23 protein-coding genes are annotated in these 26,658 nt (G+C 40.4%); 13 read left to right on the plus strand and 10 right to left on the minus strand.

Going from position 1 to position 26,658, the window contains the following annotated elements; translation table 11 throughout:
* Positions 1-35: 35 nt before the first annotated feature.
* Complete coding sequence (locus F3J02_RS15530; protein WP_167250721.1) at positions 36-1,739, minus strand: M61 family metallopeptidase; 1,704 nt, start codon at positions 1,737-1,739, stop codon at positions 36-38.
* A gap of 170 nt (positions 1,740-1,909) precedes the next feature.
* Here F3J02_RS15530 and F3J02_RS15535 point away from each other — a divergent pair, with 170 nt between their 5' ends.
* The 9 genes from F3J02_RS15535 to F3J02_RS15575 all read left to right on the plus strand — a co-directional run bounded on the left by F3J02_RS15535 (position 1,910) and on the right by F3J02_RS15575 (position 12,554).
* On the plus strand, positions 1,910-3,229 hold the full coding sequence (locus F3J02_RS15535; protein ID WP_167250723.1) for a D-alanyl-D-alanine carboxypeptidase PBP6B: 1,320 nt from the start codon (positions 1,910-1,912) through the stop codon (positions 3,227-3,229).
* Positions 3,230-3,322: 93 nt separating this feature from the next.
* Positions 3,323-4,609 carry an NAD(P)/FAD-dependent oxidoreductase gene (locus F3J02_RS15540; protein ID WP_167250725.1) on the plus strand — a complete coding sequence of 429 codons (1,287 nt, stop codon included), beginning with the start codon at positions 3,323-3,325 and terminating at the stop codon, positions 4,607-4,609.
* A gap of 122 nt (positions 4,610-4,731) precedes the next feature.
* The gene (locus tag F3J02_RS15545) at positions 4,732-5,214 is read left to right on the plus strand and encodes an FKBP-type peptidyl-prolyl cis-trans isomerase (protein WP_004801387.1); all 483 of its coding nucleotides are present in this window, start codon (positions 4,732-4,734) and stop codon (positions 5,212-5,214) included.
* Positions 5,215-5,333: 119 nt separating this feature from the next.
* Positions 5,334-6,773 carry a cryptochrome/photolyase family protein gene (locus F3J02_RS15550; RefSeq protein WP_167250727.1) on the plus strand — a complete coding sequence of 480 codons (1,440 nt, stop codon included), beginning with the start codon at positions 5,334-5,336 and terminating at the stop codon, positions 6,771-6,773.
* A 185-nt stretch (positions 6,774-6,958) separates the two neighbouring features.
* Entirely contained in the window at positions 6,959-7,708 is a 750-nt protein-coding gene (locus F3J02_RS15555) for a hypothetical protein (protein ID WP_167250729.1), read from the plus strand.
* Entirely contained in the window at positions 7,708-8,613 is a 906-nt protein-coding gene (locus tag F3J02_RS15560) for a hypothetical protein (RefSeq protein ID WP_167250731.1), read from the plus strand. Before F3J02_RS15555 ends, F3J02_RS15560 begins: the two co-directional genes overlap by 1 nt.
* The gene (locus tag F3J02_RS15565; protein ID WP_167250733.1) at positions 8,600-9,850 is read left to right on the plus strand and encodes a glycosyltransferase family 2 protein; all 1,251 of its coding nucleotides are present in this window, start codon (positions 8,600-8,602) and stop codon (positions 9,848-9,850) included. Before F3J02_RS15560 ends, F3J02_RS15565 begins: the two co-directional genes overlap by 14 nt.
* Positions 9,851-11,698 (plus strand): hypothetical protein, encoded by a 1,848-nt coding sequence (locus F3J02_RS15570; protein ID WP_167250735.1) that lies wholly within the window; start codon positions 9,851-9,853, stop codon positions 11,696-11,698.
* Positions 11,676-12,554, plus strand: coding sequence for a hypothetical protein (locus F3J02_RS15575; protein WP_167250737.1), 879 nt, complete (start codon positions 11,676-11,678; stop codon positions 12,552-12,554). Before F3J02_RS15570 ends, F3J02_RS15575 begins: the two co-directional genes overlap by 23 nt.
* On the opposite strand, the gene wecB is transcribed toward F3J02_RS15575, so the two are convergent.
* Together wecB and F3J02_RS15585 are read right to left on the minus strand one after the other, a co-directional pair.
* Positions 12,555-13,694, minus strand: a complete 1,140-nt coding sequence (gene wecB, locus F3J02_RS15580; RefSeq protein ID WP_167250739.1) for a non-hydrolyzing UDP-N-acetylglucosamine 2-epimerase — start codon at positions 13,692-13,694, stop codon at positions 12,555-12,557. It lies immediately after the preceding gene.
* Positions 13,695-13,696: 2 nt separating this feature from the next.
* Positions 13,697-14,911, minus strand: coding sequence for a tetratricopeptide repeat protein (locus F3J02_RS15585; RefSeq protein ID WP_167250741.1), 1,215 nt, complete (start codon positions 14,909-14,911; stop codon positions 13,697-13,699).
* Between the two features lie 229 nt (positions 14,912-15,140).
* Here F3J02_RS15585 and F3J02_RS15590 point away from each other — a divergent pair, with 229 nt between their 5' ends.
* Together F3J02_RS15590 and F3J02_RS15595 are read left to right on the plus strand one after the other, a co-directional pair.
* A complete protein-coding gene (locus F3J02_RS15590; RefSeq protein WP_167250743.1) occupies positions 15,141-15,842 on the plus strand; it encodes a VIT1/CCC1 transporter family protein in 702 nt (233 codons plus the stop codon).
* A gap of 119 nt (positions 15,843-15,961) precedes the next feature.
* A complete protein-coding gene (locus tag F3J02_RS15595; RefSeq protein WP_167250745.1) occupies positions 15,962-17,005 on the plus strand; it encodes an NAD(P)H-dependent flavin oxidoreductase in 1,044 nt (347 codons plus the stop codon).
* A 50-nt stretch (positions 17,006-17,055) separates the two neighbouring features.
* Here F3J02_RS15595 and ppk1 read toward each other — a convergent pair whose 3' ends face one another.
* Entirely contained in the window at positions 17,056-19,134 is a 2,079-nt protein-coding gene (gene ppk1, locus F3J02_RS15600) for a polyphosphate kinase 1 (protein ID WP_167250747.1), read from the minus strand.
* 112 nt (positions 19,135-19,246) lie between these two features.
* On the minus strand, positions 19,247-19,921 hold the full coding sequence (gene mtgA, locus F3J02_RS15605; RefSeq protein WP_167250749.1) for a monofunctional biosynthetic peptidoglycan transglycosylase: 675 nt from the start codon (positions 19,919-19,921) through the stop codon (positions 19,247-19,249).
* 72 nt (positions 19,922-19,993) lie between these two features.
* On the opposite strand from mtgA, the gene F3J02_RS15610 reads away from it, so the two are divergent.
* Positions 19,994-20,800: a rhomboid family intramembrane serine protease gene (locus F3J02_RS15610; RefSeq protein WP_167250751.1), complete on the plus strand. Its 807-nt coding sequence runs from the start codon at positions 19,994-19,996 to the stop codon at positions 20,798-20,800.
* Here the strand turns inward: F3J02_RS15610 and F3J02_RS15615 are convergent.
* On the minus strand, positions 20,797-23,280 hold the full coding sequence (locus tag F3J02_RS15615) for an ABC transporter permease (protein WP_167250753.1): 2,484 nt from the start codon (positions 23,278-23,280) through the stop codon (positions 20,797-20,799). The genes F3J02_RS15610 and F3J02_RS15615 overlap by 4 nt on opposite strands.
* Complete coding sequence (locus F3J02_RS15620) at positions 23,277-23,981, minus strand: ABC transporter ATP-binding protein (RefSeq protein ID WP_167250755.1); 705 nt, start codon at positions 23,979-23,981, stop codon at positions 23,277-23,279. Before F3J02_RS15620 ends, F3J02_RS15615 begins: the two co-directional genes overlap by 4 nt.
* Before the next feature lie 36 nt (positions 23,982-24,017).
* Between F3J02_RS15620 and F3J02_RS15625 the strand changes: the two genes are divergently transcribed.
* Positions 24,018-24,647 carry an arylesterase gene (locus F3J02_RS15625; RefSeq protein ID WP_167250757.1) on the plus strand — a complete coding sequence of 210 codons (630 nt, stop codon included), beginning with the start codon at positions 24,018-24,020 and terminating at the stop codon, positions 24,645-24,647.
* Positions 24,648-24,672: 25 nt separating this feature from the next.
* Here the strand turns inward: F3J02_RS15625 and aac(6')-I are convergent, their stop codons facing one another.
* The 3 genes from aac(6')-I to F3J02_RS15640 all read right to left on the minus strand — a co-directional run bounded on the left by aac(6')-I (position 24,673) and on the right by F3J02_RS15640 (position 26,522).
* Positions 24,673-25,113, minus strand: a complete 441-nt coding sequence (gene aac(6')-I / locus F3J02_RS15630) for an AAC(6')-Ighjkrstuvwx family aminoglycoside N-acetyltransferase (protein WP_167250759.1) — start codon at positions 25,111-25,113, stop codon at positions 24,673-24,675.
* Positions 25,114-25,185: 72 nt separating this feature from the next.
* Positions 25,186-25,698, minus strand: a complete 513-nt coding sequence (locus F3J02_RS15635) for a GNAT family N-acetyltransferase (protein ID WP_167250761.1) — start codon at positions 25,696-25,698, stop codon at positions 25,186-25,188.
* Between the two features lie 209 nt (positions 25,699-25,907).
* Positions 25,908-26,522: a carbonic anhydrase gene (locus F3J02_RS15640; protein WP_167250763.1), complete on the minus strand. Its 615-nt coding sequence runs from the start codon at positions 26,520-26,522 to the stop codon at positions 25,908-25,910.
* Positions 26,523-26,658 lie beyond the last annotated feature (136 nt).

The raw sequence follows: 26,658 nt of genomic DNA on the forward strand, positions 1-26,658 counted from the left end.
AAAAAGGACGCTCATAGCGTCCTTTTTATCAAATTCTAACCCTTCAACCAGCGGTCAACTTTTTGCTGGTCTTCAACTTTAAGTTCAACTGTTGTCAGTGAATTTTCACCCGCTTGCAGTTCCAGTTGTAACAACTCATCGCGACGGAATGCATAAACTGTAAAACAACCTTTTTGCTTCGCATATTTGGCTAACAGTTTTTCTGATGCTTTGATACCATCAATCGCGATAATCACATCATTCGCCGACAAGCCCGCTTGAGCTGCGGCACTGTCACGACGAAGCTGTTGTACCACCACACCTTCCGCTTTATCAGCCACTTTTAAGCCAAAAGGCAAAGCCTTATCATCTTTGATGTTATAACTTAAACCAAATTCAGGGAATAATTGATCGAGTGGTAATTCATCCGTGGTGTTGATCAAATGATTGATCTGCTCGATCCAGTTATCACCTGTCAGTTCATTACATAATTCAAAAATAGTGCGGTCATTGACCTGAATGCCGTTTTGGGTATTTTCATACAGACGACGCATCAAAGCATCTAAGTTTGAACCGCGTAAGCGTAAGCCCAAATCTAGGCAAAGTGCCACTAAACTACCTTTGTTATAGTAACTCGTTCCAGCATTATTCGAGTTCTCATCCTGACGGTAGAACTTGATCCACGCATCAAAACTAGACTCGGAAACCGATTGAATTGAACGTCCTGGATTTTGTAAATAACGATCAATTTGTGCTTTCAGTAGCTCTAAATAAGACTTCTGCGAAATCACGCCACTACGCAATAAAATCAAATCATCATAATAAGACGTAAAACCTTCAAAAATCCAAAGTAAGCTGGTATAGGCTTCTTTATGCAAATCATAATTGGCAAAATTTTCAGGACGAATAAATTTCACTAACCATGAATGAAAATATTCATGGCTACAAAGACCTAAGAAGCGTTGATAATCTTTAGAAGGTTCTTCTGTTTCATCTGCCTTCGGTAAATCATCCCGTGGCGTAATTAAGCTGGTACTGTTGCAGTGCTCCAAACCACCATAACTATTGCCTGTCGCCATGGTCATAAAGGTATAGTTTTGGAATGGTGCTGAACCGAACATATTAATTTCAGCCTGGCAGATCTTTTGAATGTCCGCCTCTAAACGCGACAAGTTGGTATTGTGCTTACCTGAGATTACAAACTCATGCGGAATACCATGAGCTTCAAAACTAAAACGACTTTGATCTGCCAATTCAAATGGACTGTCAATCAACTGGTCATAGTTCTCTGCTTTTAAGGTAAAACGTCCCTTCACTAAACTTTTTGATGGCAAACCTGTTGCGATTTGAAAATGTTTTAATTCATCAGGTAGAAATAGTTCAAGCTCACATGCTGCTTGTTCTTGATCTATCAGCCCTAAACAAACACATGCAGGATTAACATATAACCGTGTTTGATCGACATAGGCACCACGTACGGACAAATCATAGGCATATACATCATATTCAACCGTAATCAGTTCATGATCGGTATTGAATAAACGCCAGCGATTCTTTTCAGTTTTTTTAATCGTCAGTAAACGTCCAGCTTCGTCTGATGCTTTCACCGACTCAATATGTTTTGAAAACTCTCGAATCAGATAGCTGCCTGGAATCCAAGTTGGTAACCAAAGCTCTTGGTTTGGATTTGCAAGAAAACGAAGGGTGACATGAATTAGGTGTTGGCGATAATCGTCGAACTCAATTTGATAATGCAACATAATTTTTAATCATGAAAATAGGAACAATTTCACACAGCTTAGCATTTTTTTACAAAGTCTTGCCTAGATGTCTTAATTGTCAGCAAAAGTTGCTGGATTCTTCAACAAAAAAGTCATAGCATTCTTGTCTCGCATTCTAGGCCATCGGATCGGCAATACAAGGTATTCACGTGAAATTTCTCCTCTCCCTCTTTACGTTGTTTAGTCTCATTTGTGCAAACCTTGCACATGCAAATTTACTGAACATCGCACCTGAAACAGTTGAAGCACAAGCATGGTCAGTGATTGATGCTCAATCAGGGCAAATCATTGCTGAACATAATAGTCATGTTCAACGCGCACCAGCGTCTTTAACTAAAATGATGGTTGCCTATATTGCATTAAAAGACATTGAAGCAGGTAAATTACGTAAAGAAGAAGTACTGACGGCTACACCTGTGGTCAGCACAGTGATGTGGGATGAGTCACAGATGTACCTGAAAGCTGGCGAACAGATTTCTGTGGATCAGCTTTTGGCAGGTTTAATTGTGATGTCTGCCAATGATGCGGCAGTTACCCTTGCTGAAAAAATTTCAGGTAGTGTGCCACAGTTCGTTGCTCGTATGAATCAAGAAGCACAAGCATTGGGCATGAAAGATACACATTTCAGTAATCCTGCTGGAATCACCATGACTGATCACTATTCAACAGCTGCAGATTTAAGCTTACTTGCGAAAGCGATTGTGAAAGAAACACCTGAATATTTGCATTATTCAAAAATGCCGAGTTTTAGCTATAACCAGCACTTCCATCATGCAACCAATCTTGCATTGAAAATGGATCCAACCGCAGATGGCCTAAAAACGGGTTATACCAAAGCAGCAGGCTACAATCTTGCATTAACAGCAGAGCGTCCGACTTTTAACCCACATGTTGAAAAGCGTCGTTTGATCGTTGTAGTACTCGGAACCCCAAGTGCCGTAAAACGTGCAGAAGTTGCTCATAAACTCATGAACTTGGCCTACACTTACACCCGTGACGAAGAAGTTATTCCAAAGCAAAGACTCATTGCAGAACTTCCTGTGATTAAATCGACTTTAAAAATGTTTAAAGTAGAGACACAGCAACCAACCATTGTAACAACGTCTCTATATGGTCAAGCGACACCAATTGATTTAAATACTTTTGATTTACTGACACAACGCATTCATTTGATTGATGCAAATCAGCAAGTGACCACGGTTGAACCCCTTCAAACCACCAATACACATATCAATATCGAACTCAATGAACAACATTTAACAGCACCTTTAACTCAAGTAATGAACTTGGCAACGGTATCGATTTATCAAAATAATCAGTTGATTCGTAGTTTACAAATTGAGAATGATGTGCAGATTGAAGAAGCCAATATATTCCAGAAAATTATGATTTGGTTTTCTAATTTATTCTCTTTTTTCTCTACCAGTGATAGTAAAGCTGCCAAACTTTATCCATTAAATCAAGGATAAAAAACCAACTATTTTTATCAAGATTAACCATACAATATTGAGAAAAGGATGGCATAATCCAACCATCCTTTCACAAAAATAATTAGGTTGATCATGAGCAAAACCTTACATCATATCGTGATTGTGGGCGGTGGCGCAGGTGGTTTAGAACTTGCAACACAACTAGGTGAGCGTTTTGGCAGACGTAAGAAAGCTAAAATTACCCTAGTTGACCAAAATCTCACTCACATATGGAAACCTCTCCTACACGAAATCGCTGCTGGCTCACTAAATCCTCACGAAGAACAAACCAATTATTTTGCTCACGCACAGAAACATCATTTTGAGTTCGTACTTGGAACCTTAATCGATGTAAACAAAGATCAAAAACAAATTACGCTTTCTCCCCCACAGCTTTCCAAAGAACACACCCCACTCACCCAGAATCTCAGCTACGATACACTTGTGCTAGCCGTAGGTTCAGTATCCAATGACTTTGGCACAGAAGGTGTACGCGAACATTGTCATTTCCTCGATAGCCGTCAACAAGCCGATATCTTCCAACAAGATTTGTTTCATCTATATATCGAAGCACAAAACCAACCAACCGAACGCGCTTTAAATATTGGTATCGTCGGGGCTGGTGCAACAGGTGTTGAGCTGGCGGCAGAACTGATTGAAACCACGAAAAACTTTTATCGTTATGGCCTCAAGAAAATTGATCCGAAGCAAGTCAAAATTACTTTAATTGAAGCCTCTGATCGTATTCTGCCTGCACTTACAGAAAAAACCGCAGCACATAGTGCTAAGCAACTCAAGAAAATGGGCATTGAAATTCTGACCCGACATAAAGTGCAAAAAGTCGATGAATCGAATGTCTATTTTAGTAATGGTAGTGTCTTGCACTCAGATATTACAGTCTGGGCGGCAGGCGTCAAAGCACCGAAAGTGCTAGAGTCATTTACAGATTTTAAACGAGACAAAATTAATCGTTTAATGGTCTATGCAACATTGCAAACTTACTCAGACCCAAATGTCTTTGCCTTTGGCGATTGTGCCAACTGTCAACTAGATGCTCGCCAGCCACCCCTAGGTCCACGCGCACAAGTGGCAAGTCAACAAGCAACATTCTTAGTAGATGCAATGGCAGCACGGTTGTCGGGTTCGCCACAACCGATGTTTAGTTTTAATGAGAAAGGCTCATTGGTGTCATTAAGTCATAATCAGGCTGTAGGAGAATTGTTAGGCGATGTCAGCGTACAAGGTTTTATTGCCAAAACCATGTATGTTTCTCTATACCGATTGCATCAAGCCAACATTCATGGTTATACCCAAGCAGGCATGCTCACCATGAAAGATTTTCTGACACGTCGCGTACGTCCAAAAATTAAACTGTATTGAGTTGAAATTTGCTATTTCGTCCCTATAAATGATGAAATAGTTTCAAAAAGTGGAAAATAGTCAACAAAATCTATTTTTCACTTTATGATATACACCTAAATTGATTGAATGGATCAAATAACATGACTGCTATTGCACTTAACCACGTGGTTTCATTCCACTACACTTTAACAAACGCTGAGGGTGAAACACTTGATCAATCTCAAGGTGAACCACTTGCATATTTGCACGGCGCAGGCAACATCATTCCTGGTTTAGAAAATGCACTTACAGGTAAAACTGTAGGCGAAAAATTCACTGTAAACGTTCCAGCTGCTGAAGGCTATGGCGAGTACAACCCAGATTTAGTACAAGAAGTTCCAGCTCAAATGTTCCAAGGCGTGGACAACATCCAACCTGGTATGCAATTCCAAGCTCAAACTGATGATGGCGTTCAAATCGTTACTGTTAAAGCGATTGAAGGCGACAACATCATTGTTGATGCGAACTTCCCACTTGCTGGCCAAGATCTTACTTTTGAAGTTGAAATCGTTGAAATCCGTGATGCTTCTCAAGAAGAATTAGATCATGGTCACGTTCACGGTGCAGGTGGTCACCACCACTAATTCATTTTTGAATTAGATGCAAAAAGCAAAGCTTCGGCTTTGCTTTTTTATTGCCAAGTACTTTTACAAAGTCAAAAAATCGCTTAAGGTCATTCAAATCGTCATTTATAACACTTGCTATGTCTCAGACCTATCAACTGATTTGGTTTCGCCAAGATTTAAGAATCCATGATCATGCAGCGCTTTGGCATGCGACTCAGGCAGGCCCTACAATTGCACTTGTCGTTTTGTCCCCTGCGCAGTGGCAGCAACATAACGATGCAGCGATTAAAATCGAATTTTACCTACGTCAACTACAAGAATTAAAACAACAGCTGGATAAACTCAATATTCCTTTACTGATGCAGACAATTTCGCTTTGGAAAGATATCCCTGATTTTTTTGCTTACTTGCTACAGCAGCTTGAAATTGAAAATGTTTATGCCAATATCGAACTCGGGGTCAATGAGTTAAAACGAGATCAGACGGTACAGCAACAACTCAATCAACATAAAAAAGAATTGATCCTTTTCCATGATCGAACTTTATTTCCAGTTGCCTCTATCCGCAATCAATCTAACTCACCCTATCAGGTTTTTGGTGCATTCAAGAAAACCTGCTATCAACGTTTACAGCACGGTTTACCCCAATGTTATCCATCACCAACGAAGCAGCAACCACTGTCGCTGGATATATCAGCCTTTCAACAAGATGATATTCAAACATTACAACGCGACTATATAAAACAAATCCAAGATACTAACTTTGGCGAGTGGCACGTTGAAGAAGCACATGCACTCATGCTCTTAGATCAATTTATTGATGAACGTTTAACTGACTATAAAACAGCACGGGATTTACCTGCGCTATCTGGCACCAGTCAGCTTTCAGCCTATTTAAATATTGGCATTATTTCAATTCGTCAATGCCTGCAAGCCCTGTTTAGACCGCAACACGGACATTTTGAGGTTCAGTCCGAAGGCCAACAAACATGGCTGGATGAACTACTTTGGCGTGAGTTTTATCAACACATCTTGTTTGATTTCCCTAAAGTCTCCAAACATCAGCCCTTTCAATCTCATACTCAAAAAATCAACTGGCGAGATGATCCAATTGCATTAGAACAATGGCAGCAAGGACAAACTGGCATCCCCATTATCGATGCTGGCATGCGACAAATGTTAGCTACAGGTTGGATGCATAATCGGGTGCGTATGATCTGCGCCATGTTTCTAAGCAAAAATCTGCTTATTGACTGGCGTAAGGGTGAACAATGGTTTATGCAGCACCTAATTGATGGTGACTTGGCTGCCAATAATGGTGGATGGCAATGGTGTGCTTCGACAGGGACGGATGCTGTTCCCTATTTCCGTGTATTTAATCCCATTACACAGTCACAAAAGTTTGATCCTGAGGGAGAATATATTCGTCAATGGGTTCCTGAACTGGCCCATCTTGATAACAAAATGATTCATGAACCATATGCTAAAAATCATTCTTTAGCATTGAGTTATCCTGAGCCACTGGTGGATTTAAAAGCCAGTCGCCTACGCGCAATTGAAGCATTTAAGTCATCTTAGGGTGGCTTACATAAATTAAAAAAATTATAAAATAAGACAATTTTTATTGTTTTGAAATACAGACTATACTGTATGTTACTGTTTATAAAATTATTTTACAAAGCCAACAACACAAAAACTGTCGTCAAAACTGTAAAATAATGCTAACTTCTTCACAAAAGACATTTATTAAAACTAAAATTATTATGCAAAAAAATCCGGCTCCAGCACTCGTCTTATGGATTATCTCAGCTCAAATTTTTATGGGCATCGTTGCGTATGAGTGGCTACCAGCAAGTTATCGCGGAAGCTGGGTATTTCTACTTATTCTGTTAATTTCAGGGGCTTTTTTAAATGTTGGTATGGCATTAGTGCTTGGCCTCGTTACATTTGTAGGTGTAGCTGTCTATTTTTTCCTCGACCTAGCCAATCAAACCTATGTGGAACGCCAACTCCTGCTATTGTTCGTCCTGCCGATTACCCCCATTTTTTTAAGTGCGATCCGTCATAATATTCAAAATGCGCTCAAAAGCTTCCGTGACATTCAAAGTTATGATCGTAATTATCAACACGATATTTTGCCACTTACAGCGTTGAAACATTTCCAAGGCGAATTAAAAAAGCTACTTCAACTCACGCACAAAGACCACTATAAAATCATTACCACCCATATCAATAATACCGTACTGATTCGTGAAATGTTGGGCGAAGATATTTGGAAAGAAACCCAAAATAAAATTATGGCGATTCTTTCAAATGAAAGAGATAGTGTGATTTACCATTTCATTAATGAAGAACTCAGTGAAATTAAAAGTATTGTCATTCACGAACCGAGCATGGATGAACATCAGATCTATCCCCGCTTCATTCAAGATCTTCAAGAACTCACTGTACTCAAACTGCATATTGAGCAACATACTGAATACTTGACACCTTCCAGTCGAGAGGTGCACTGATGTCTGTATTACTTAATATTTGTGGTGTACTGGTTGCGACCAGCCATTTCCCAGATACAACCTTGCAGCAATTTTATCAGCAGTACTATCACTGTCAGATCGAAACAGCAAAGACAGATCTAAGCACTCAAATTCAGCCCCCTCAAATTGTTGCTGAATTCTTTCCTCAGCCTGCGACGTGGTGGCCTGTATTTACATCTGATCAGTTGGACTCCGAAAGCTTCAAACAGTTGGTCGAACAAGGTATTAAACCAGGTGTAATCTTACCGAATGAATATTTTAGTGCAGTTAAATATTATAAAATTAAAAAAGCCGTGAACGAGGGTGCTATTCCTGTTGCTTTCTATCAAATGGCCCATGCAAAGTATTTTGCCGCCAAAGCAACTTTCTCTACAGCCATAGGTCTACGCCCCTTAGCAGCGCTGATTGAAACGGGTTGGGATGAGAACCTGATTGCCCAGCCTGCTGGCAGCTATATTATTCAATCAGATTTCCCAGATGAATTACGCATTCCAGCACGAAAAATTCAACATCATCAGCACTATTTTTATCAAGCCATTACAGATCCTTCGCAAAGCTCAGGTTATCAAGTGGTGATTAATCCGCCACTTGGAATGCCTGTAAATACCATCGAATACCCCAAACTGGGCATCTCATGGGATTTGAATCGCACACAATTTAGCAGCAGTACTGATGGAGTCGAAACCAGTTTATTTGGCTATATTCTAATTGGGCTAAGTACAGTGGTCATTCCACTCGACTATATTTATTCAGCACATTATCCAAGTTTGCTCAGTACATTTGGGAGTTCAATTTCTTGGATTTCACTATTACTTGGTGGCGGACTACTCCTTATCTTGATTATTTCTATCATTCGTAGGAGAAGAATAAATGCCCGCAATTGATATTCTTTTCTTATTTGGTTTTCTGGGTATCTGGATACCTCAAGCCTTTTGGGCTTGGTTAAGTTTCCAAGCATGGAAATATTCAAAAAATGCAGCCAAAGAACTGGAGAATATGCCTGTTCCTGAGCATTGGCCTGTGTTAAGTGTTCTGATTCCTGCCTACAACGAAGGTGTTGTAATCGAAGATACTTTGCATGCGATTGCACAACAGGACTATCCTGCGCATGCCTATGAAGTTCTACTGATTAATGATGGTTCGAAAGACAATACGCTAGAAATTGCAGAGCGGATGGCTGCCATTTATCCTTGCATAAAAATTGTTAATGTCCCTAAAGGCATGGGAGGAAAAGGCAAATCTCGTACTCTCAATAATGGTTTACCGCATGCCACAGGAGAATTAATCGTCGTCTATGATGCAGATAGTACGCCAGAGCCAGACTGTGTACGACTGTTGGCCCAAACCTTACTTGCAGATAAAAAGTTAGTGGCGGTAAACGGGAAAGTGCGTACCCGTAACTGGCGTGACAGTATTTTGACTCGGTTTATTGCGATTGAATTTATTTTCTTTCAATGGATTTTCCAAGGTGGTCGCTGGCAACGTTTCGAACTGTCTACCTTGATGGGCACCAATTATGTAATCTGGCGCGATGCTCTAGAAACACTTGGTGGTTTTGATGAAAAATCTTTGGTTGATGATACCGAAATGAGCTTCCGTATCTTCCTCGGGCAAAGACGAATCAAGTGGGTACCTTACGCGGTTGGTTGGCAACAAGACCCACCCTCGTTAAGTGTCTTTGTCAAACAGCGTTCACGCTGGACACAAGGGAATTTCTACGTAACCAGTAAATATTTACCGATCGCACTTCGCAAACCGTTCCCTATCGGCATCGAAATTTTTAACAACATCATGTGCTACGTGCTGTTTGTACCTGCACTGATCTGGAGTCACATCACCTTAACGTTAGGCTTATTGGGTATTGCAGGGATTACCGTTCCTGGTCCATTTACGCTACTTTGGGGCCTATCCTTCTGTTTATATGTCGCACAAATGTGGTTCACCTTATCTTTAGAAAGAGCCAAACCTCAACTATATTTCTTCGCGGTTTTATCTTATGTCACGTATTCACAAGTATTCTTATTTATCGTGTTTAAAGCGGCTTATGACATGCTTAAAAATAAGATTCAGGGAAACTCGTTACAGTGGTATAAAACTGAGCGTAGCAAGGAGAAAAAATAAATGAAAAATAAAACCTTACATCATCCATTTTTAAAAGCTATGCTTGCAAGTGTAGTACTCTCCTTGCCCGTATTTACATCCGCGGACACATTGAATACATGGACCTTTGACAATATCAATACGTCCAATAAATATACCATTGAGCCACACTTCTTTTATGTGGGCAAAGGCTCTGAATGGCAGAATATTCGTTTTAGTAGTGATTATTCCACAGAGCATTTCACTACTTTATTGGTCAAATTTGATGACAAGCTGATCTATAACACGACACTAAACGGTGATGGTACGCTGAGTTTTGATATTCCAGCAACCCCAAGCGGCTTTCATCGTCTAGATTTTATTTTACAGCAATATTCGCCAAATACCTCGCCTGCTGCTGACCGTACTACCTTCTGTAGTGAAGATGTCGATCAGGTGACTTATTTAAGTAACTCTAAAATTGAATATGTTCGCCACCGACCGATTTATCGCTTAAAAGATTTACCAGATGCCTTATTCAACCCTCAGGTTGTGCGACCAACGCCATTTGTTGGCGTCTTGAAATATAACCCTGCACATGTCAATGAAGCTTCAATGTTAGGGCGTTTGATCAGTGCATGGGGTTCAGTCACGCCTATCCAATGGTATGAGCAAAATGCACCAACAGAACAGACTCCCAACTTTTATATAGAAATTGTAAAGTCAGCTAGTCCTTTACCAAAAGGGACTTTAGTGCAAATTAGCACTGAAAATGATATTCCAACCTTACAAATTCAATATGACCAACCTGAAAAACTGACCTCCGCAATTAACGGCTTACTCAATGCAGATTACTTACAGCAACTGAACACCTCTGCAACCTTTCTTCCGAATAAGCTTGCAGCACCAAATTGGGCTAAAATCAAACAAATTCATACCCTTGCCGATTTAGGTATCAGTGATTTCCGCTTGAACCAAGCTGAAAAAAATCTCTTCCTCAACTTCCCCGCTGTTTGGCAGCCAACGGATATTTTACAAGGTCAAATCGCACTCCGTGTGCAAAGTGGTTTATTGGAAGGCTCTAACATTACCACTTGGATTGATGGTGGTTTTGCGGGGAGTTTGAAAACAGCCAATTTAGATTCAGACCCCGTGAATCGACAATTCAACTACTTTGCCAAAACCATTTCAAATAATACAACCTTCAATTTGAAGCTTGAAAATTCGGTTATTGTAAATTCACAGTGCCTACCAACCGCGAAAGGTTCACTTTGGATTGATACACAAAAGTCGACAGTGAAACTGCCACATAAACTCAAAAATGGGGTTGCATCCTTATCGATGACTTTTGCAACCCATCCAACTATTGCTATTGATAGTAATGCGGGAAGCTTGGAAATTGCGATGATCGTCAGCCAAGTGGCTAAAAAAATGCTGATGACCAATGATCCAATCCCGCTAAACCTAGTGAAATTAGATCCCAATAAACCTGAACTTCTTAATGTACAGGTGAATCCTAATATCTATCGTCAACAGGTTTTAATGCATCAAAGTACACTTTATGCACCTGCAACTGCCAATGGTTTCTTGGTCAGTTTCCACGATCAACGTTTTGATATTATTACTGACTCAATGCAAGGTGCGCAGAACTTCACCAAGCTTTGGGAAAAGGTTCAACAAAATATCCCAAACAATGCCAGTAAAATTTTAGTCACTGAAAGCGGTCAAGTTTTTGTTTTACAAAAAATTATGGTTGGAAACCAAAAAGCGCCTCTCGTTAAGCAATCATCATTCTTTATCTTGGTCGTTATAATCTCTGCTATCATGATTCTTGCAATTTTGCTCTGGTACTGGCGAAAAAGACCAAATGCTAAAAATAAGGCTGACTAAATCAACAATTTTAATCACGCTTGCTTTATCAGCTCTGCTATTTTTAGGAGGTTGTATTCATCATCTCAAAACAGATGTACAACCTCCACACATTGAAGGTATGTTTTGGCAGCCTGACTTGGCAACTACGCCACCGTCAGGCAATTGGAACTTATTAGGTGTCTCTACTTTTGTACCCCAATGGTCAGTTGTGCAATCTAAATCTTGGTTTGACCATGATATCGGTTTAGAAAAATGGGATAAAAATATTAATCTGAAACAACTTCAGCAAAAGCCATGGGCTCAACATATTCTTTTAGGCTTGGCTGGAGAGTATGATGAGAAGCTAGCCCGCTCCAATGTATTGCAGCTTGCCGAGAATTCTAAAAAAATCATTGCGAATACTAAAGTCATTCCACTTAAAGGTTATTACTTTCCAGTGGAAGCAGACCCAACTTGGATCTGTGTAGATGATTTAGCAAAAGCGATCCGAACCTTACCCAAACCACTTTGGATCAGTATCTACAGTGGCGAACAAGCACCTGAACATTTAGATTCGTGGTTAAAAAGCTGGTTACCCAGCCACACAGGTGTGTTCTTCCAAGATGGTGTTGGCGTTGGAACCCGTTCACCGCAACAAGCCCGAGTCGTGCTAGAAGACCTTCAAAAAGAATTTGGTAAGGACAATATTGTGATTGTATTAGAAGCTTTTCGTCCTGTGAAAGGCGGAAAGTTTCGCTCCGCCTACCCGTGGGAAATCATGCAACAACTGAAAGCCTACGAAGGGCAAAAAGTGTATATTTTTGACGGCCCACATTATATGAACCGTATGACAGTTTATGCAGTCGCCTTGTGGTATAAACTCAAATACAGCTAATCAATCATGAGACCAACCATCTGCAATTTGGTCTAAAATACGTTGCGACGCTTTACCATCTCCAAAGGGATTTGGAACATTGGCCATTAGCTCGTAATGTGCTTGATCAGATAATAATTTCTCAGCTTCTGCTACGATTTTTTCTTGATCCGTCCCAACCAATATCCCAGCACCTACTTGTACAACTTCGGGGCGCTCCGTTGTCTCTCTTAAGATCAGTACAGGCTTATTAAATGAAGGGCTTTCCTCTTGTAAACCACCAGAATCCGTTAAAATAAAACTAGCCCGATCAATCACAGCCAGTAAGCTTGGATAATCGAGAGGTTTAACCAAATGTACTTGAGCATGTCCATCAAATTGAGCATGAACAAGATCATGTACGGCAGGATTTAAGTGTACAGGCCACACAAAATGCACATCTCTATATTTCTGTGCTAAATGCTGAACGGCATTACAGATGTTTTGAATACCTTCACCGAAATTTTCACGACGATGCGCTGTAATTAAGACCACTCGTGAATTGGCTGAGAAATTCAAATCATGTTGCTGTAAATAATTTTGTTCAGCACCTTTACGCTGAATCAGTTCTCGACCTAAATAGACTGCATCTACCACAGTATTACCAGTTACTGTAATTGCATCAGTAGCAATATGCTCCTGCAATAAATTCTGTTTCGACTGCTCAGTCGGTGCGAAATGCCATTGAGTAATTCTTGAAACCAGTTGACGATTGCCTTCTTCTGGAAATGGGTGCTCTAAATCATAAGAACGTAAACCTGCTTCAACATGAGCGACTGGAATTTTCATAGAAAAGGCGACTAATCCAGCAGCTAGAACAGTTGTGGTATCACCTTGAATTATAATTGCATCGCGCTGTTGCCCATCATTAAAAACACCTTCTAACTGACTTAGACCTTGTATCAATAATTGATTTAGACTTTGGCCTGCATTCATCATTTTTAAACGATGATCAATTTTTATTTGAAAGAATTCAATCGCATCACGAACTAACTCATCATGCTGACCTGTGAAAACAACTTCGACCTGAAAACGAGAATCCTGTTGAGCTTGTAAAATAACAGGTGCTAATTTAATCAATTCAGGTCGTGTTCCAAACACAATCGATATCATTTTTTTCATAGTTAAAAACTCTTATAAAAAACCAGTTCAGTACGGGTGTTGTTATAATTTTCAGTGCCATCAGCTAGAGCATCTTTAAAATAGTGCCCATACAAGCGTTCAACACGTAATTTCACTGGAATATAGTTAAATGGCTGCCAAGCAATGCCAGCACCATATTCAAATAAATTATTGTAATTTTCGCCTTCCGAATCCGCTAAGGTATGCAGCTTGCCATAGGCTTGTACTGTACCCGCTTCACCGCGATAAACATTGAAACCAGAACGCAATCTCAAATCAGCAATCACATTATAGTCTTCACGCGAGTAACTCGCGACATTGCCATACAAGTCAGTAAAATAATCATTCCATAGCGTGCGTTGTTCTATCGCGGGGTTAGCGTACCATTCTTGGTAACCTGTCACGCCACCGACTACACTTTCACGGAATTTGTCTCGATTACGGTCAATCAGATCATAACTGCCACCGACTTCTAAATAAGCACGGACAGGAATTGATTGCCAAGGTTGATAGTTTGCACCGATACCAACAGTCACTGCATTTTCATCAATGATTTCAGGACGAACCCCACCCTTAGATTTGGTGTCACGGTTTAGATTTACAAAGCCATAGACTTGCGCCCGACCATTATCGAGATTCTTCCCATAACGCATTTTTAAGGGAAAAATGAAATCGTCATAACGTGATTCATACGATGGTGCAAAATACACATCCTTAAAAGTCGATGGAACAATTGCTCCTCTTAAGTTTTGCACGGCTTGCTGGGCTTTAGCTGCAATTTCAGCATCTGAAGATGTCGATAATCCTTTAAAAATAACTAATGCTTCTTTATTCCGTTTCTGCTGATTCAGCAAATAGGCTTCTTGTAATTTCAGCTGATCGTCTTGTGGTGCAAGCTGTTCAGCCTTTCGTACACTTTGAATCGCATCATTTTGTTTATTTAAGCGAATCTGCAAATAAGTCAAACTTTTCCAAACCTTAATATCTTGTGGTGTGAGTTGACTTAACTCAATCAAAATTTTCTCAGCTTCTACTGGCTGGCTTTGTTCAATTTTATAAAACTTGTCCCAACGATCATAAATTGGGTTACCTGGTTTATATGCGGCATCCCCTTCTTTGACAAAATCAGAGCCAGCACTGAATGCATATTGGACTGGTAAGATAAGACCTAAAATTAATAGTGTATGACTCAGCAGCTTATTTTTCGAATTGTTCATCGCAGATCTCAACTAAAAATACTCATCATATGGACAATAAAAATCGATGTAATCCAAAGTTAAAGTGTTAAATTATTCACATATTATAACCAAATCATGGTTATGCAATCGTTAAAATACGTTATTTTATAATAGATTAAGTTTATGAATCATCAATAGAATTTTACAAATAACCCATGATTCACTACGTTATAAATGATTCAGTCCAAATAATTTTAAAGAGCGCATTATGTCCTACTCTCAACATGCTGAACCACATGTAATACAACGTTCTGGCTGGCTGCGTGCAGCTGTTTTGGGTGCCAATGATGGTATTATTTCTGTCACCAGTTTAATCATGGGTATGGCCGCAAGTGGTGCCAGTTCTCATACCCTATTGATTACCTGTATTGCAGGACTCATTTCTGGCGCCACCTCGATGGCAGCTGGCGAATACATTTCAGTCAAATCTCAAGAAGACATTGAAAAATCTGATCTTCATTTTGAAGCCAGAGAGCTGGAAAAAAATCCACATGCTGAACTCAAAGAACTGACTCAGATTTATATTTCACGTGGGCTTGAACCAGAGCTTGCACATGAGGTTGCCAAACAACTGACTGAACACGATGCACTTGGTGCACATGCGCGCGATGAGATTGGTATTCACGAAAATACCGCAGCCAATCCAGTTCAAGCCGCTTTATCCTCAGCAGCCTCATTTTCTTGTGGTGCTGCTCTACCAATGTTGGCAATTTTACTCAGTCCAAGTTCATGGGTGGCACGTTCTGTTCTTATTACAGGGGTAATTTCACTGGCCTTACTAGGTGCATTATCCAGCTACTTCGCCCGTACCTCCATGCTCAAAGGGAGTTTACGTATTACCTTATGGGGTATGCTCGCTATGGCATTTTCTAGTTGGGTCGGCTCTCTGTTTAATGTCACTCCTATATAGGAAGCTAAATTTTTTAATATAAAAATAACCTCTATATTCAATAAGTAAATGGCGATTATTATTTGCAAGCCTTTTTGTTTTTACGTTAAGGTGGTTAAAAATGGAATGAGTAAAGCATCATGTCAATTTTACAATTATTAGAAATAAAACATCCGATTTTACTTGCACCAATGGCAGGTGTTTCGACTCCAGAACTTGCCGCAGAAGTTTCTAATCAAGGCGCACTAGGTTCCTTAGGTCTTGGTGCCAATACGCCAGAAGCGGCTAAAGCTCAGATTTTAAAAACTCAAGAGTTAACAGATCACCCCTTTCTAGTGAACTTCTTTTGTCACCAATCAGAAGTATTAAATACTGAAACAGCACAACAGTGGATTGATTATCTTCGCCCTCAATTTGAAAAATTTAATGCAGCCCCCCCAACACAGCTGAATTGCATTTATCCCAGCTTTTTAGACAATGATGACTATCTACATGTCGTACTTGAAACTCGTCCTAAAGCGGTGAGTTTTCATTTTGGGATTCCACACCCTCATCAAATTCAAGCATTAAAAGATGCTGGGATTATCACGATGGTCTCCGCGACCAATTTGCTTGAAGCCCAAGCCATTGAAGCCGCTGGCATTGATATCATTATTGCGCAAGGTATCGAGGCAGGTGGGCATCGTGGTATTTTCAATCAACATTTTGATGCTGCAATTAAAACCTATGATCTAGTACAACTTATCACTCAACATTGCACACTGCCCGTAATTGCAGCAGGTGGAATCATGAATGGTGATCAAGCGAAAGCGGTACTTAAATTAGGAGCTGCCGCTGTGCAACTAGGTACCGCTTTCGTACAATGTAAAAGTTCAAGTGCAAATGCAGCCTATCGTAAAGCTCTATTTAGCCAGAACATTACTCAAATCAGTGCAAGCCTGTCTGGTCGACCAGCCCGTGGCTTACTGGGGACTTGGCATACACAGCTTGATTCGCCTAATCGCCCCAAAGTCCCTGCTTATCCATATACCTATGATTTAGCGAAACAACTCATGTCTGTCGCAAGCGCACAACATGATTTTAGTTATGGCGCATTTTGGGCAGGTAGCAATGTCGGACAAATCAGAGAACTGGAAGCAGCTGATCTGGTTAATCAACTGGTGTTAGAAATCAAAACTAACTGAATGTTTTAAATAAAAAAACCGACCTATGTAGGTCGGTTTTTTTATTGGCCTTATTTAATTGCGTCAAGCAAAGTGTGCTGTGCATTATGCGGAGCCTCACCTTCTACAGGCCGTGCACGATCCCAAACACCATCGCCCTGTAACAACCATGCTTGCTGATTATCTTTTAGATAATTCAATAAACCGAGTTGATAGATACGCTTCTTCAACGCAGGATCTTCAATCGGGAAACATGCTTCAACACGGTTAAACAAATTACGATCCATCCAGTCCGCACTCGAACCATAAATACGTGGATTACCATTATTACTGAAATAATAAACACGTGTATGTTCCAAAAAGCGCCCAACAATCGAACGAACACGAATGTTTTCCGAAAGATTTGGCAAGCCCGGACGTAAGCAGCAAATTGAACGAATAATCAGGTCGACCTGAACACCTGCCTGCGAAGCTTCATACAATTTATTGATTAATTGAACTTCAGTTAAGGCATTTACTTTAATAATAATTTGCGCTGGTTTGCCTTCTTTGGCATTGGTAATTTCATCATCAATATAATTAATAAGTTGCGCATGTAAAGTGAATGGCGCATGCAATAGCTTTTTCGGCTTTGCCATTTTGCCCATACCAGTTAATTCTTGGAAAATACGGTGTACGTCTTCACACAAGTCTTTATCAGTGGTCATCAAACCATAATCGGTATAAATACGTGCATTAGTGGCATGATAGTTCCCTGTGCCTAAATGTACATAACGCACTAATTTATTATTTTCGCGACGTACCACCAGAATCATTTTGGCATGGGTTTTATAACCCACGATGCCATACACCACCACAGCACCCGCTTCTTGCAGGACGTTGGCTACTTCGATATTAGACTCTTCATCAAAACGGGCACGCAGTTCGATCACTGCTGTGACTTCCTTCCCATTTCGTGCGGCTTCGGCAAGTACTTGCACGATTTCCGAATCGGCACCGCTACGGTAAAGGGTTTGCTTAATCGCAAGCACTTGCGGATCACGTGCCGCTTCACGTAACAATTGAATCACGGGAGCAAATGATTCAAAGGGATGGTGCAATAAAATGTCCTGTTTTTGCATGGCAGCAAAAATGCTTTCCGACTTTTTAAATGCTTTTGGGATGACAGGTGTATGCGAGTCATAGCGCAAATGCGGACGTTTAAAATTCGACAATAAACGCGCCAAATTCACTGGTCCATCAACACGATAGAGTTGCTCTTCGTTTAGATCAAACTCATCTAACAAATATTCATAAATATGCTTTGGACAGTTATGCGTAACCTCCAAACGAACTGCGCGACCAAAACGGCGTGAGCTCAATTCACCTTTAAGCGCTTTCGCCAGATCTTCTACATCTTCATTCAATGCTAAATCGGCATTACGGGTCACACGGAATTGATAACAACCCGTTGCCGTCATGCCAGGGAACAAATCAGACACATGCTCGTGAATGATTGCAGACAACATCACATGATGTTCTTTGCCATCGGTTAACTCATCTGGTAAACGTACCACACGCGGCAAGGAACGTGGTGCTGGTACAACTGCAAGATCAATCTGACGACCAAATGCATCTTTCCCTTCTAAAGTCACAATGAAGTTTAAACTTTTATTCACTAAGCGTGGGAATGGATGTGCAGGGTCAAGGCTAATTGGAGTCAGTACAGGTGCAACCTGTTCTTGGAAATATTTCTTAATCCATGCCGATTGGGCAGGCGTCAATTCACCACGACGCAAGAAGCAGATATCTTCTTCACGTAATTTTGGCAAAATTTCTTCATTTAAAATACGGTATTGACGCTCAATCGCAGCATGTGTTGTTTTTGAAATTTGATCTAAAACTTGTTTAGGCGTTAAGCCATCTGGGGTCCGGCTTTCATTGCCTAAGGTCAGTTGCTCCATTACCCCTGCAACACGAATCTCAAAGAATTCATCTAAGTTGCGTGAAAAAATCAGAAGGAAATTCATCCGTTCTAAAAGTGGGTGAAGTGGATCGACGGCCTGTTCAAGTACACGAAGATGGAAATCGAGAATTGAAATTTCACGATTAATATAACGATCGTTGTAGCTATATTCTATGGGCGCTGTTGTCGTCACTGCAGTATTCATACTGAACCTTGTCGCTTTATCATTCATCAAGTGATGATTTAAGTATGCTGCAAAATTATGTCAATTTGGTAAAAAAGCCCAAAAATATTGGGCTTTTTTAAATTTTTTTGAATTATTGCGGAATTTGTATCGCATTCATATATTTTAAAATGACACGTTTGCGATATTGCAGCTTACGATCATTACGATTGTCTTGATAATACTTTGGATTTGGCAGTAATGCTGCCAAGAAAGCGGCTTGTTCTCGGCTTAAACTTTTTGAACTTTTGCCATAATAGAATTGAGCTGCAGCCTCAACACCATAGATGTTCTGACCAAATTCAACCGAGTTCATATACACTTCTAAAATACGGCGCTTTGACCACATCCGCTCCATCATCCATGTGGCAACAGCCTCTTGCCCCTTACGAATAAATGATCTTTGGTTATAAAGAAATAAGTTCTTAGCCAACTGTTGAGAAACCGTTGATCCACCCGCAACCAACTCACCTTTTTCACTATTCCGTTCCAATGCAAATTGGATTCCAGCCCAGTCAAAACCATGATGATGGATGAACTTGGCATCTTCACCCGCTAAAATGGCACGTTTGAAATTATCACTAATTTCATCGTAATCTCGCCATTCCTGCTTGATCGGTTTGAAGTCAGTCAAATAGTCTGCACGCATAAACATCGTGGTTTCAACTGGATGGGTACGCCACCAGACCAAACTACCAAAGATCCATAATTGAATCAGTAGAATGACGCCGATAATCAACATTACTGCGCGTGCTAAAAAGGCTTTCATTAAAGTGCATCACTCCATCGTGCAACTAATTCATGCTAAGCTATTTTTTATATCAATAACTAGCGTAAACACATGACTGAAACGACTCCACCACAAATTAATCAAAAACTGCAAATACAAACATGGTGGTTTACTGCGCTACTGATTGCAGTCAATGTTGGATTATTTGGCTGGCAAATTCTTTCAGGGGTGAATATTACCGACCCTGCCCCAGTAGATGCAATCGCTTGGGGGGCAGATTTTACTCCACTGACCTTCACAGGTGAACCTGAACGCTTATTCAGCAGTATGTTTTTTCATTTTGGCATGATTCATTTAATGCTGAATATGTGGGCACTGTATATTTTCGGCAGTGTAGCTGAACAGCTATTTGGACGAAGCTACTATATTGCTCTGTATTTTCTTGCGGGTTTAATGGGCAGTGTACTTTCAAGTTATTTAAGCATTCGTGATGGATACGAACTGTTGCAACATTTCGATCCCAACTTACTTCCACGTATCAGTGCTGGTGCTTCTGGTGCAGTGATGGGCATTGGTGCCGCGTTGACCGTGGTATCCTTATTTCCGCCTTTGCCCCAGCAACGTTTCTGGCTCGATAAAAAGTCATTACTGATGATTATGGGGATTAACCTGATCTTTGGTTTTACTGTGTCAGGCATTAATAATGCCGCACATATTGGCGGTATGATCATGGGAGCTTTGTTAGCATCGACATGGTATTTCAGTCAGAAAACACCAAATAAAGCCTTATTTCAGATCATCGCTTTAAGTGTCGGATTGCTGTTACTTGCCGCATTTTATTGGTATTGCACCCAGCTCAGCACAGGACTCAATCCATTATGGCATGAAATCCTGCGCCAGAATCAGTCAACCTTTTAAGACTGATTCATTTCTCTTAAGCTTTGTAGCGGTGGAATATCGCATAAATAGCTTAGGCGATAACGACCGATTAAAGTACAAATGATCATCATGCTCAGCGGTAGGATCAACCAAATTTCAGGATGCCATTGCACGGCCATTTGCATCCTGTGACTGGCAATCGCACTAATCACTTCGGCAAATAAACACGCCACCACACCTGACAACAATCCAATAAAACCAATCTCGAGACTGAGCATCCGTTTAAGCTTATTCTTGGCAACGCCAAATGAACGTAGCAAAGCAACTTCTTTACGGCGCTCATCCATTAGCACATTTAAACATGCTATCAGTACCAATACACCAGAGAAACCCACCAAGGCGGCCAGTACCGTGACAATCTGTACCAGCACATTCACCAAGCGTTTAATTTCATCTAGAATCCGTCCGACATCAATAAAGACGGTATTGGAAAATTGCTGAATCAATTGCACCATTTTCGGCTGATCGGCAGGTGGTAAATAGAAGCTGCTTAAATAGCTGCCAGCGTTTTCATCCATCGTTTTAGGTGAAAATATAAAGAAAAAATTCGGACTAAAGCTTTCCCATTCGACCGTACGTAAGTTCACCACCGTTGCTTCTAAGGTACCTTCAGGCAGACTAAAACTGAGCTGATCACCAATTTGAATGCCAAGTTCATGCGCTGTTTTTTCCTCTACAGAGACTTGCCCTGCTTTGCTAAAGTTTGCAGTACCTTGGGTAATCACATTATCTTTTGGATAAAGATTGGCTTGAGTCAGATTAAGCTCACGACGTAATGAGTTGTTTTGTTTGACCAATTCAGGTGAAAATGCATGACCATTTTTAGCCAGTAACCGTCCGCGGATATTGGGATAAAGTGGTGTCGATTGCCAACCATTTTGTTCAATTTGCTGTTTGAACTGTGGCATATCAAACGGTGGCAAACCATAGACAAATTGGTTCGGTGTTCCCACAGGCAATTGTTGTTGCCAACGTTGCAGTAGATCGGTTCTTAATACACTGAGCACAGTAATTAAGCTGAGTCCTAAAGCCAGTGCGGTGATCTGCAAAGCGGTTTGATGTGGAATTCGTACATAAGCTGCTAAAGGATGTTTCAGCTGTTTAATCGCTTTGAGTAGCAACCAAATCACCGCATACAAAATCACACAGAGCAACAAGATTGCAGTGAGCACCAACAGGCTTAATTGTAAGTTATCGCTGAGCACCAAACTAAAGATGATCAAGCTGACAATACCAATCGCAAACATTGCCACATAAGACTTACGCGAACGCTCTTGCTGGCGAATCACCCGAATCGGTGGCGTGTTTAGTAATTCCCAAATACTTGGCAAAATAAAGCCAATCAACACCATCACACTGGTAAAAATCGCAATCGGTAAGGCATAAAGCAGATCGACAACTGCGAAGCTTAATTGCAGTTGTGGAATCAGTTGCAACATTAACTGCAATAAACCATAGCCCAAAGCAATCCCAATCAAACTGCCTAATACAACCGACAAGGCACTAACGATTCCAAGCAAAGCCATATAAGCCAATAAAATTTGTCGCTTACTTGCCCCCAAACAACGCATCAATGCAATATGATCTTGATTCTGCTGTACGTAGCGCTGACTAGTTAAGGCAATCGCGATACCACAAAGTAAAATGGTCAATAGATTGGCCAGTTGTAAGAAAGTATCCAGATTTTCAATCGGCTTCATTAAACGAGTATTGGATTGACTGGCATCTCTGAGTTTCAGTGAATTTTGCTCACCTTCAAGTTGTTGATCTGCAGCCTGATCCGTACCCTGCTCATCTTTCTGAGATTGTTTAAAAATCTTTTTATAGGCTTTGATTGGCTCTGGTTCGCCCGCAAGCAATAGTCGATATTCAATACGACTGCCAACCTGAACCGCATTGGTTTTAGCAATATCGGCTTGGTGAATAATCACCGTTGGAGAGAAACCTGAAAATCCAGTCTCTTGATTAGAATCCCGTTCGATAATGCCCGTGACCTTAAACTGCGCATCAGCAATTGCGAGTGGCTCGCCCATTTTTGCATGCAATAAATCCATCGCCCGCTGACTTAACCAGACTTCTCCTGGTTGTATCGCCTGTGCTTTGGGTTGAATCACCAACTGACCACGTAAGGGAAAATTTGCATCTACCGCTTTGACATTCACCATCACAAATTGATCTTGGGTGTGTGCCATTGAACTAAATACGGTCACAGGAGCATGCTTTAACTTCAGTTCATCTGCCTGTTGTAACCAATTCGGCTGAATAGGGTCCTTGTCTGATAGGACTAAATCACCACCCAACATTTCGGCAGCTTGTAATGCCACCGCATTTTGGACTTGAGTATTACTAAACTTGAGCGCTGTAGTTGCACTGATTGCCAAAGACAATGCAATAATCAGCAGATATAAGCCCCCAGTTCGAAAACTTTGTAACAGTAAGGGTTTCAGGACTGAACTCATATCCCCTCCTGCAACTTGACGATTTCCTGAATTTGTCCATCAGCGAGTTTGACGTGGCGTTGGCACAATGAAGCTAAGTTTTGATCATGGGTGACTAACACTAAGGTTGTACCGAGTTCTTGATTTAAATCAAATAACAGTTGTTCAACCTCTTCCGCAGTTTGTCCATCCAGATTCCCTGTGGGTTCATCTGCAAAAATGATTTTTGGCTCTGCAATTAACGCACGTGCAATCGCAACACGTTGCTGCTCTCCCCCTGAAAGTACTTTCGGCGTTTGCTGCGCTTGTCGAATCAGTCCGACCCGCTCCAACCATGCCAATGCTTTTTGTTCTGCCTGTTTAAAATTAAAGTCTGGTTGCAAACGTAATGGCAGCATCACATTTTCCAATGCGCTTAACTGTGGCAACAGCTGAAAAGATTGAAAGACAAAGCCAATATTTTCTAAACGGACACGGGCACGTTGTTCTTCAGTAAGCGTATGAACAGCTTCTCCACAAACCCATAACTCGCCCAGACTTGGTCGATCCAATGTCGCAAGGATACCTAATAAGGTTGATTTTCCTGAGCCTGAACGTCCTGTAATGGCAATTTGTTCACCTTGATAGATGTCTAAATCAATATCTTTTAAGATGCTGAGACTTTGCTGATTGATTTGAATATTTTGTGTAACTTTTTGGGCAGAGATAATCGGTTGTGGCATGATGTCACGTATCCTTTAGGACAAATTTGAAATACGATGCAAAAATCTAAAGTTATCTGGTCAGTTTCAAAAGCAGTTGGAATCATTGCCATTGCATTGCTCCCAACATTGGTTTCAGCAAAGACTATTTTAATTTTGGGTGATAGCCTGAGCGCAGGTTATGGCATCGATGTAAAACAAGGCTGGGTTCAATTATTACAGCAACGCCTAGACCAACAGTATCCGAAACAGCACAAAGTGGTCAATGCAAGTGTCAGTGGCGAAACCACTAGCGGTGCCTTAGCAAGACTTCCGAAGTTATTGCAAACCTATAAGCCTGAAATCGTAGTCATTGAGCTTGGCGGTAATGATGGATTACGTGGTCAACCGCCACAAATGATTCAAAAGAATCTCGCTCAATTGGTACAACTGAGCCAAAAACAGAAAGCCAATGTTTTACTGTTTGGTATGAAAATACCACCGAATTATGGGACAGCCTATAGCACGGCTTTTGAAAATAATTACAAAATTGTAAGCCAGCAATATAAAGTAAAACTGTTGCCGTTCTTCCTTGAAGGTGTGGCTGGGCAGAAACATTTAATCCAGAATGATCAAATTCACCCCAATACCAAAGCACAACCGATCATGCTTAATATAGCCTATCCCTATATCAAAGGCGCCTTATAAGCGCCTGTATAAAAGCTAAAGCTACTTAGCCGATATTTTTCTTAAAATACACCACACGTTCAGTTTCATGAAAACCCAGTGCTCGATGCATTGCATGGCTAATCGTATTGTCAATCGCTGCATCTGAAGCAAACTCAGTACATGCAAATTGTTTCGCCCATTCCTCTACGTGCTGAACCAACTGGGTCGCGATGCCTGAACGGCGATATTCAGGTAAGACATAAATCCCTTCAAGAAAAGCCACGGGTGAAGTTTGCGTACCATTCACATATTCATATCGAATCGAAGCCTCCAACATGGCAATTGCTTGTTGGCTATCGGTATAAGCCAATAATTGTAAGCAATGTGCCTGTGTGATCAGTTGGCGCATTTCCTGTAAATGTGCATCTTCATGATCAGGCCAGAGTAAGCTTCTTAATCGTAGCCAATCTGCCAACCCTGATTCAGATATCCGTATAATTTTCATAATATATGAATGGTTGCTTAATCCTATTCCAAAATTAATTTAGGTTCATCCGATTAAAATCATCATTAACTATTAAATATCCAAATAATACATTTCTTCTTGAAAATTTATATTTTCATAAGTTATTTCATTTTTATAATTAATATCACAAATCATACCTAGCCTTTGATAAAAATTTTTAGCCATAATATTTTCGGACAAAACCCATAAATATACTCGAGTAAATCCCATTTTTTTAAAATCAATAATTGATTTTTGAAATAACAGTTTACCATAGCCACATCTAATATAATTTGGATCTATATAAATTGCTTTGATCTCACCTACTACTCCCTTGTATTTAATATCATCACGAGCATTTCCATAAGAGATCCATCCTAAGATACCTATATTATTATGATCATAGACTAATATTTTAGTTTCAGCTTCGGTAACTATTTTTTTCCACATCTCCACTCTTTCTTCAACAGATAACTCTGCTAGTGTTTTTTCTGGAAGAATTCCTTTATAAGTAGAAACCCAACTATTCACATGTATTTTTGAAATAGAATCAACATCTTCTATTAATGCATTACGTATATTCAAATCCATTTCCTTATCATAGGAATTTAGGTTTCTACTACATATAAATCAAAAAAACTTCAGTAATGTTCCTACAAAAATCAAATATAAAGATGGCTTCTAAAAGGATCATTTATCTCTAACAATTTTTCTATTTCAGAATCTTTAATTGCTGGAGTAATAAATATTCTCAAACCTAAAAAGATGGCGAGTTTCTCAACTCGCCATCTGCTTTAAAAATCGAAGAAACTGACTTCACCTGTTTCCAGTGAATATTCAGCGCCTACCACAATCATTTTGCCTTTCTCGATTAGACTTTCCAACACCGCTGAACCATGACGTAATTGATTCACTGAAGCAAATACATTGGAACGAACCGCATGAGCTGACAGTTTTTTCAAATCATTTTTTAAATCTGTTTGCATCAAGATTTCAACCGAAGGACGCACACGATTGACAATCGACATCAAATTTGACGATGGCGGCTGTTCAGGGTGCATTAAGGTGTCAATGGTTGCTTGAATCGCACCACAATGACTATGTCCTAATACCACAACCACTGCACAGTCATAACGTTCTGCTGCAAACTCAACACTCCCCACTTGTGAAGGTGCAACAATATTACCTGCAACACGAATCACGAATAGGTCACCTAAGCCTTGGTCAAATACCATTTCCGCAGGTACTCGAGAATCAGAACATCCTAAAACAATCGCAAAAGGATTTTGTTCACTTGCCATTTCGGCACGTTCTTGGTGAGACAATAGTTTTTGTTGAACTGCCTCTCCCTTTACAAAACGAGCATTACCAGCTTTTAAACGTTCTAGGGCTTCTTGAGCGGTGAGCATGCTTAAATCCATCTATGGTTGACATGAGCAAACAGTTTAATGCGCACCTGTTTGAAAGTCACTGACAAAAATAGAAACTCTCGGAGCATTTGCTAATGTTTTAATCAGGGAAATAATGGAAAATTAATGATTTCAT

The sequence above is a fragment of the Acinetobacter sp. Tr-809 genome (assembly GCF_011753255.1).
In the GTDB taxonomy this organism is placed as follows: Bacteria; Pseudomonadota; Gammaproteobacteria; order Pseudomonadales; family Moraxellaceae; genus Acinetobacter.

Excerpts from the sequence above, each read along its gene's own strand:
- F3J02_RS15530 (WP_167250721.1), bottom strand. The coding sequence starts at position 1,739 with ATGTTGCATTATCAAATTGAGTTCGACGATTATCGCCAACACCTAATT.
- F3J02_RS15540 (WP_167250725.1), top strand. The coding sequence starts at position 3,323 with ATGAGCAAAACCTTACATCATATCGTGATTGTGGGCGGTGGCGCAGGT.
- F3J02_RS15545 (WP_004801387.1), top strand. The coding sequence starts at position 4,732 with ATGACTGCTATTGCACTTAACCACGTGGTTTCATTCCACTACACTTTA.
- F3J02_RS15550 (WP_167250727.1), top strand. The coding sequence starts at position 5,334 with ATGTCTCAGACCTATCAACTGATTTGGTTTCGCCAAGATTTAAGAATC.
- F3J02_RS15555 (WP_167250729.1), top strand. The coding sequence starts at position 6,959 with ATGCAAAAAAATCCGGCTCCAGCACTCGTCTTATGGATTATCTCAGCT.
- F3J02_RS15560 (WP_167250731.1), top strand. The coding sequence starts at position 7,708 with ATGTCTGTATTACTTAATATTTGTGGTGTACTGGTTGCGACCAGCCAT.
- F3J02_RS15565 (WP_167250733.1), top strand. The coding sequence starts at position 8,600 with ATGCCCGCAATTGATATTCTTTTCTTATTTGGTTTTCTGGGTATCTGG.
- F3J02_RS15570 (WP_167250735.1), top strand. The coding sequence starts at position 9,851 with ATGAAAAATAAAACCTTACATCATCCATTTTTAAAAGCTATGCTTGCA.
- F3J02_RS15575 (WP_167250737.1), top strand. The coding sequence starts at position 11,676 with ATGCTAAAAATAAGGCTGACTAAATCAACAATTTTAATCACGCTTGCT.
- wecB (WP_167250739.1), bottom strand. The coding sequence starts at position 13,694 with ATGAAAAAAATGATATCGATTGTGTTTGGAACACGACCTGAATTGATT.
- F3J02_RS15585 (WP_167250741.1), bottom strand. The coding sequence starts at position 14,911 with ATGAACAATTCGAAAAATAAGCTGCTGAGTCATACACTATTAATTTTA.
- F3J02_RS15590 (WP_167250743.1), top strand. The coding sequence starts at position 15,141 with ATGTCCTACTCTCAACATGCTGAACCACATGTAATACAACGTTCTGGC.
- F3J02_RS15595 (WP_167250745.1), top strand. The coding sequence starts at position 15,962 with ATGTCAATTTTACAATTATTAGAAATAAAACATCCGATTTTACTTGCA.
- ppk1 (WP_167250747.1), bottom strand. The coding sequence starts at position 19,134 with ATGAATACTGCAGTGACGACAACAGCGCCCATAGAATATAGCTACAAC.
- mtgA (WP_167250749.1), bottom strand. The coding sequence starts at position 19,921 with ATGAAAGCCTTTTTAGCACGCGCAGTAATGTTGATTATCGGCGTCATT.
- F3J02_RS15610 (WP_167250751.1), top strand. The coding sequence starts at position 19,994 with ATGACTGAAACGACTCCACCACAAATTAATCAAAAACTGCAAATACAA.
- F3J02_RS15615 (WP_167250753.1), bottom strand. The coding sequence starts at position 23,280 with ATGAGTTCAGTCCTGAAACCCTTACTGTTACAAAGTTTTCGAACTGGG.
- F3J02_RS15620 (WP_167250755.1), bottom strand. The coding sequence starts at position 23,981 with ATGCCACAACCGATTATCTCTGCCCAAAAAGTTACACAAAATATTCAA.
- F3J02_RS15625 (WP_167250757.1), top strand. The coding sequence starts at position 24,018 with ATGCAAAAATCTAAAGTTATCTGGTCAGTTTCAAAAGCAGTTGGAATC.
- F3J02_RS15640 (WP_167250763.1), bottom strand. The coding sequence starts at position 26,522 with ATGCTCACCGCTCAAGAAGCCCTAGAACGTTTAAAAGCTGGTAATGCT.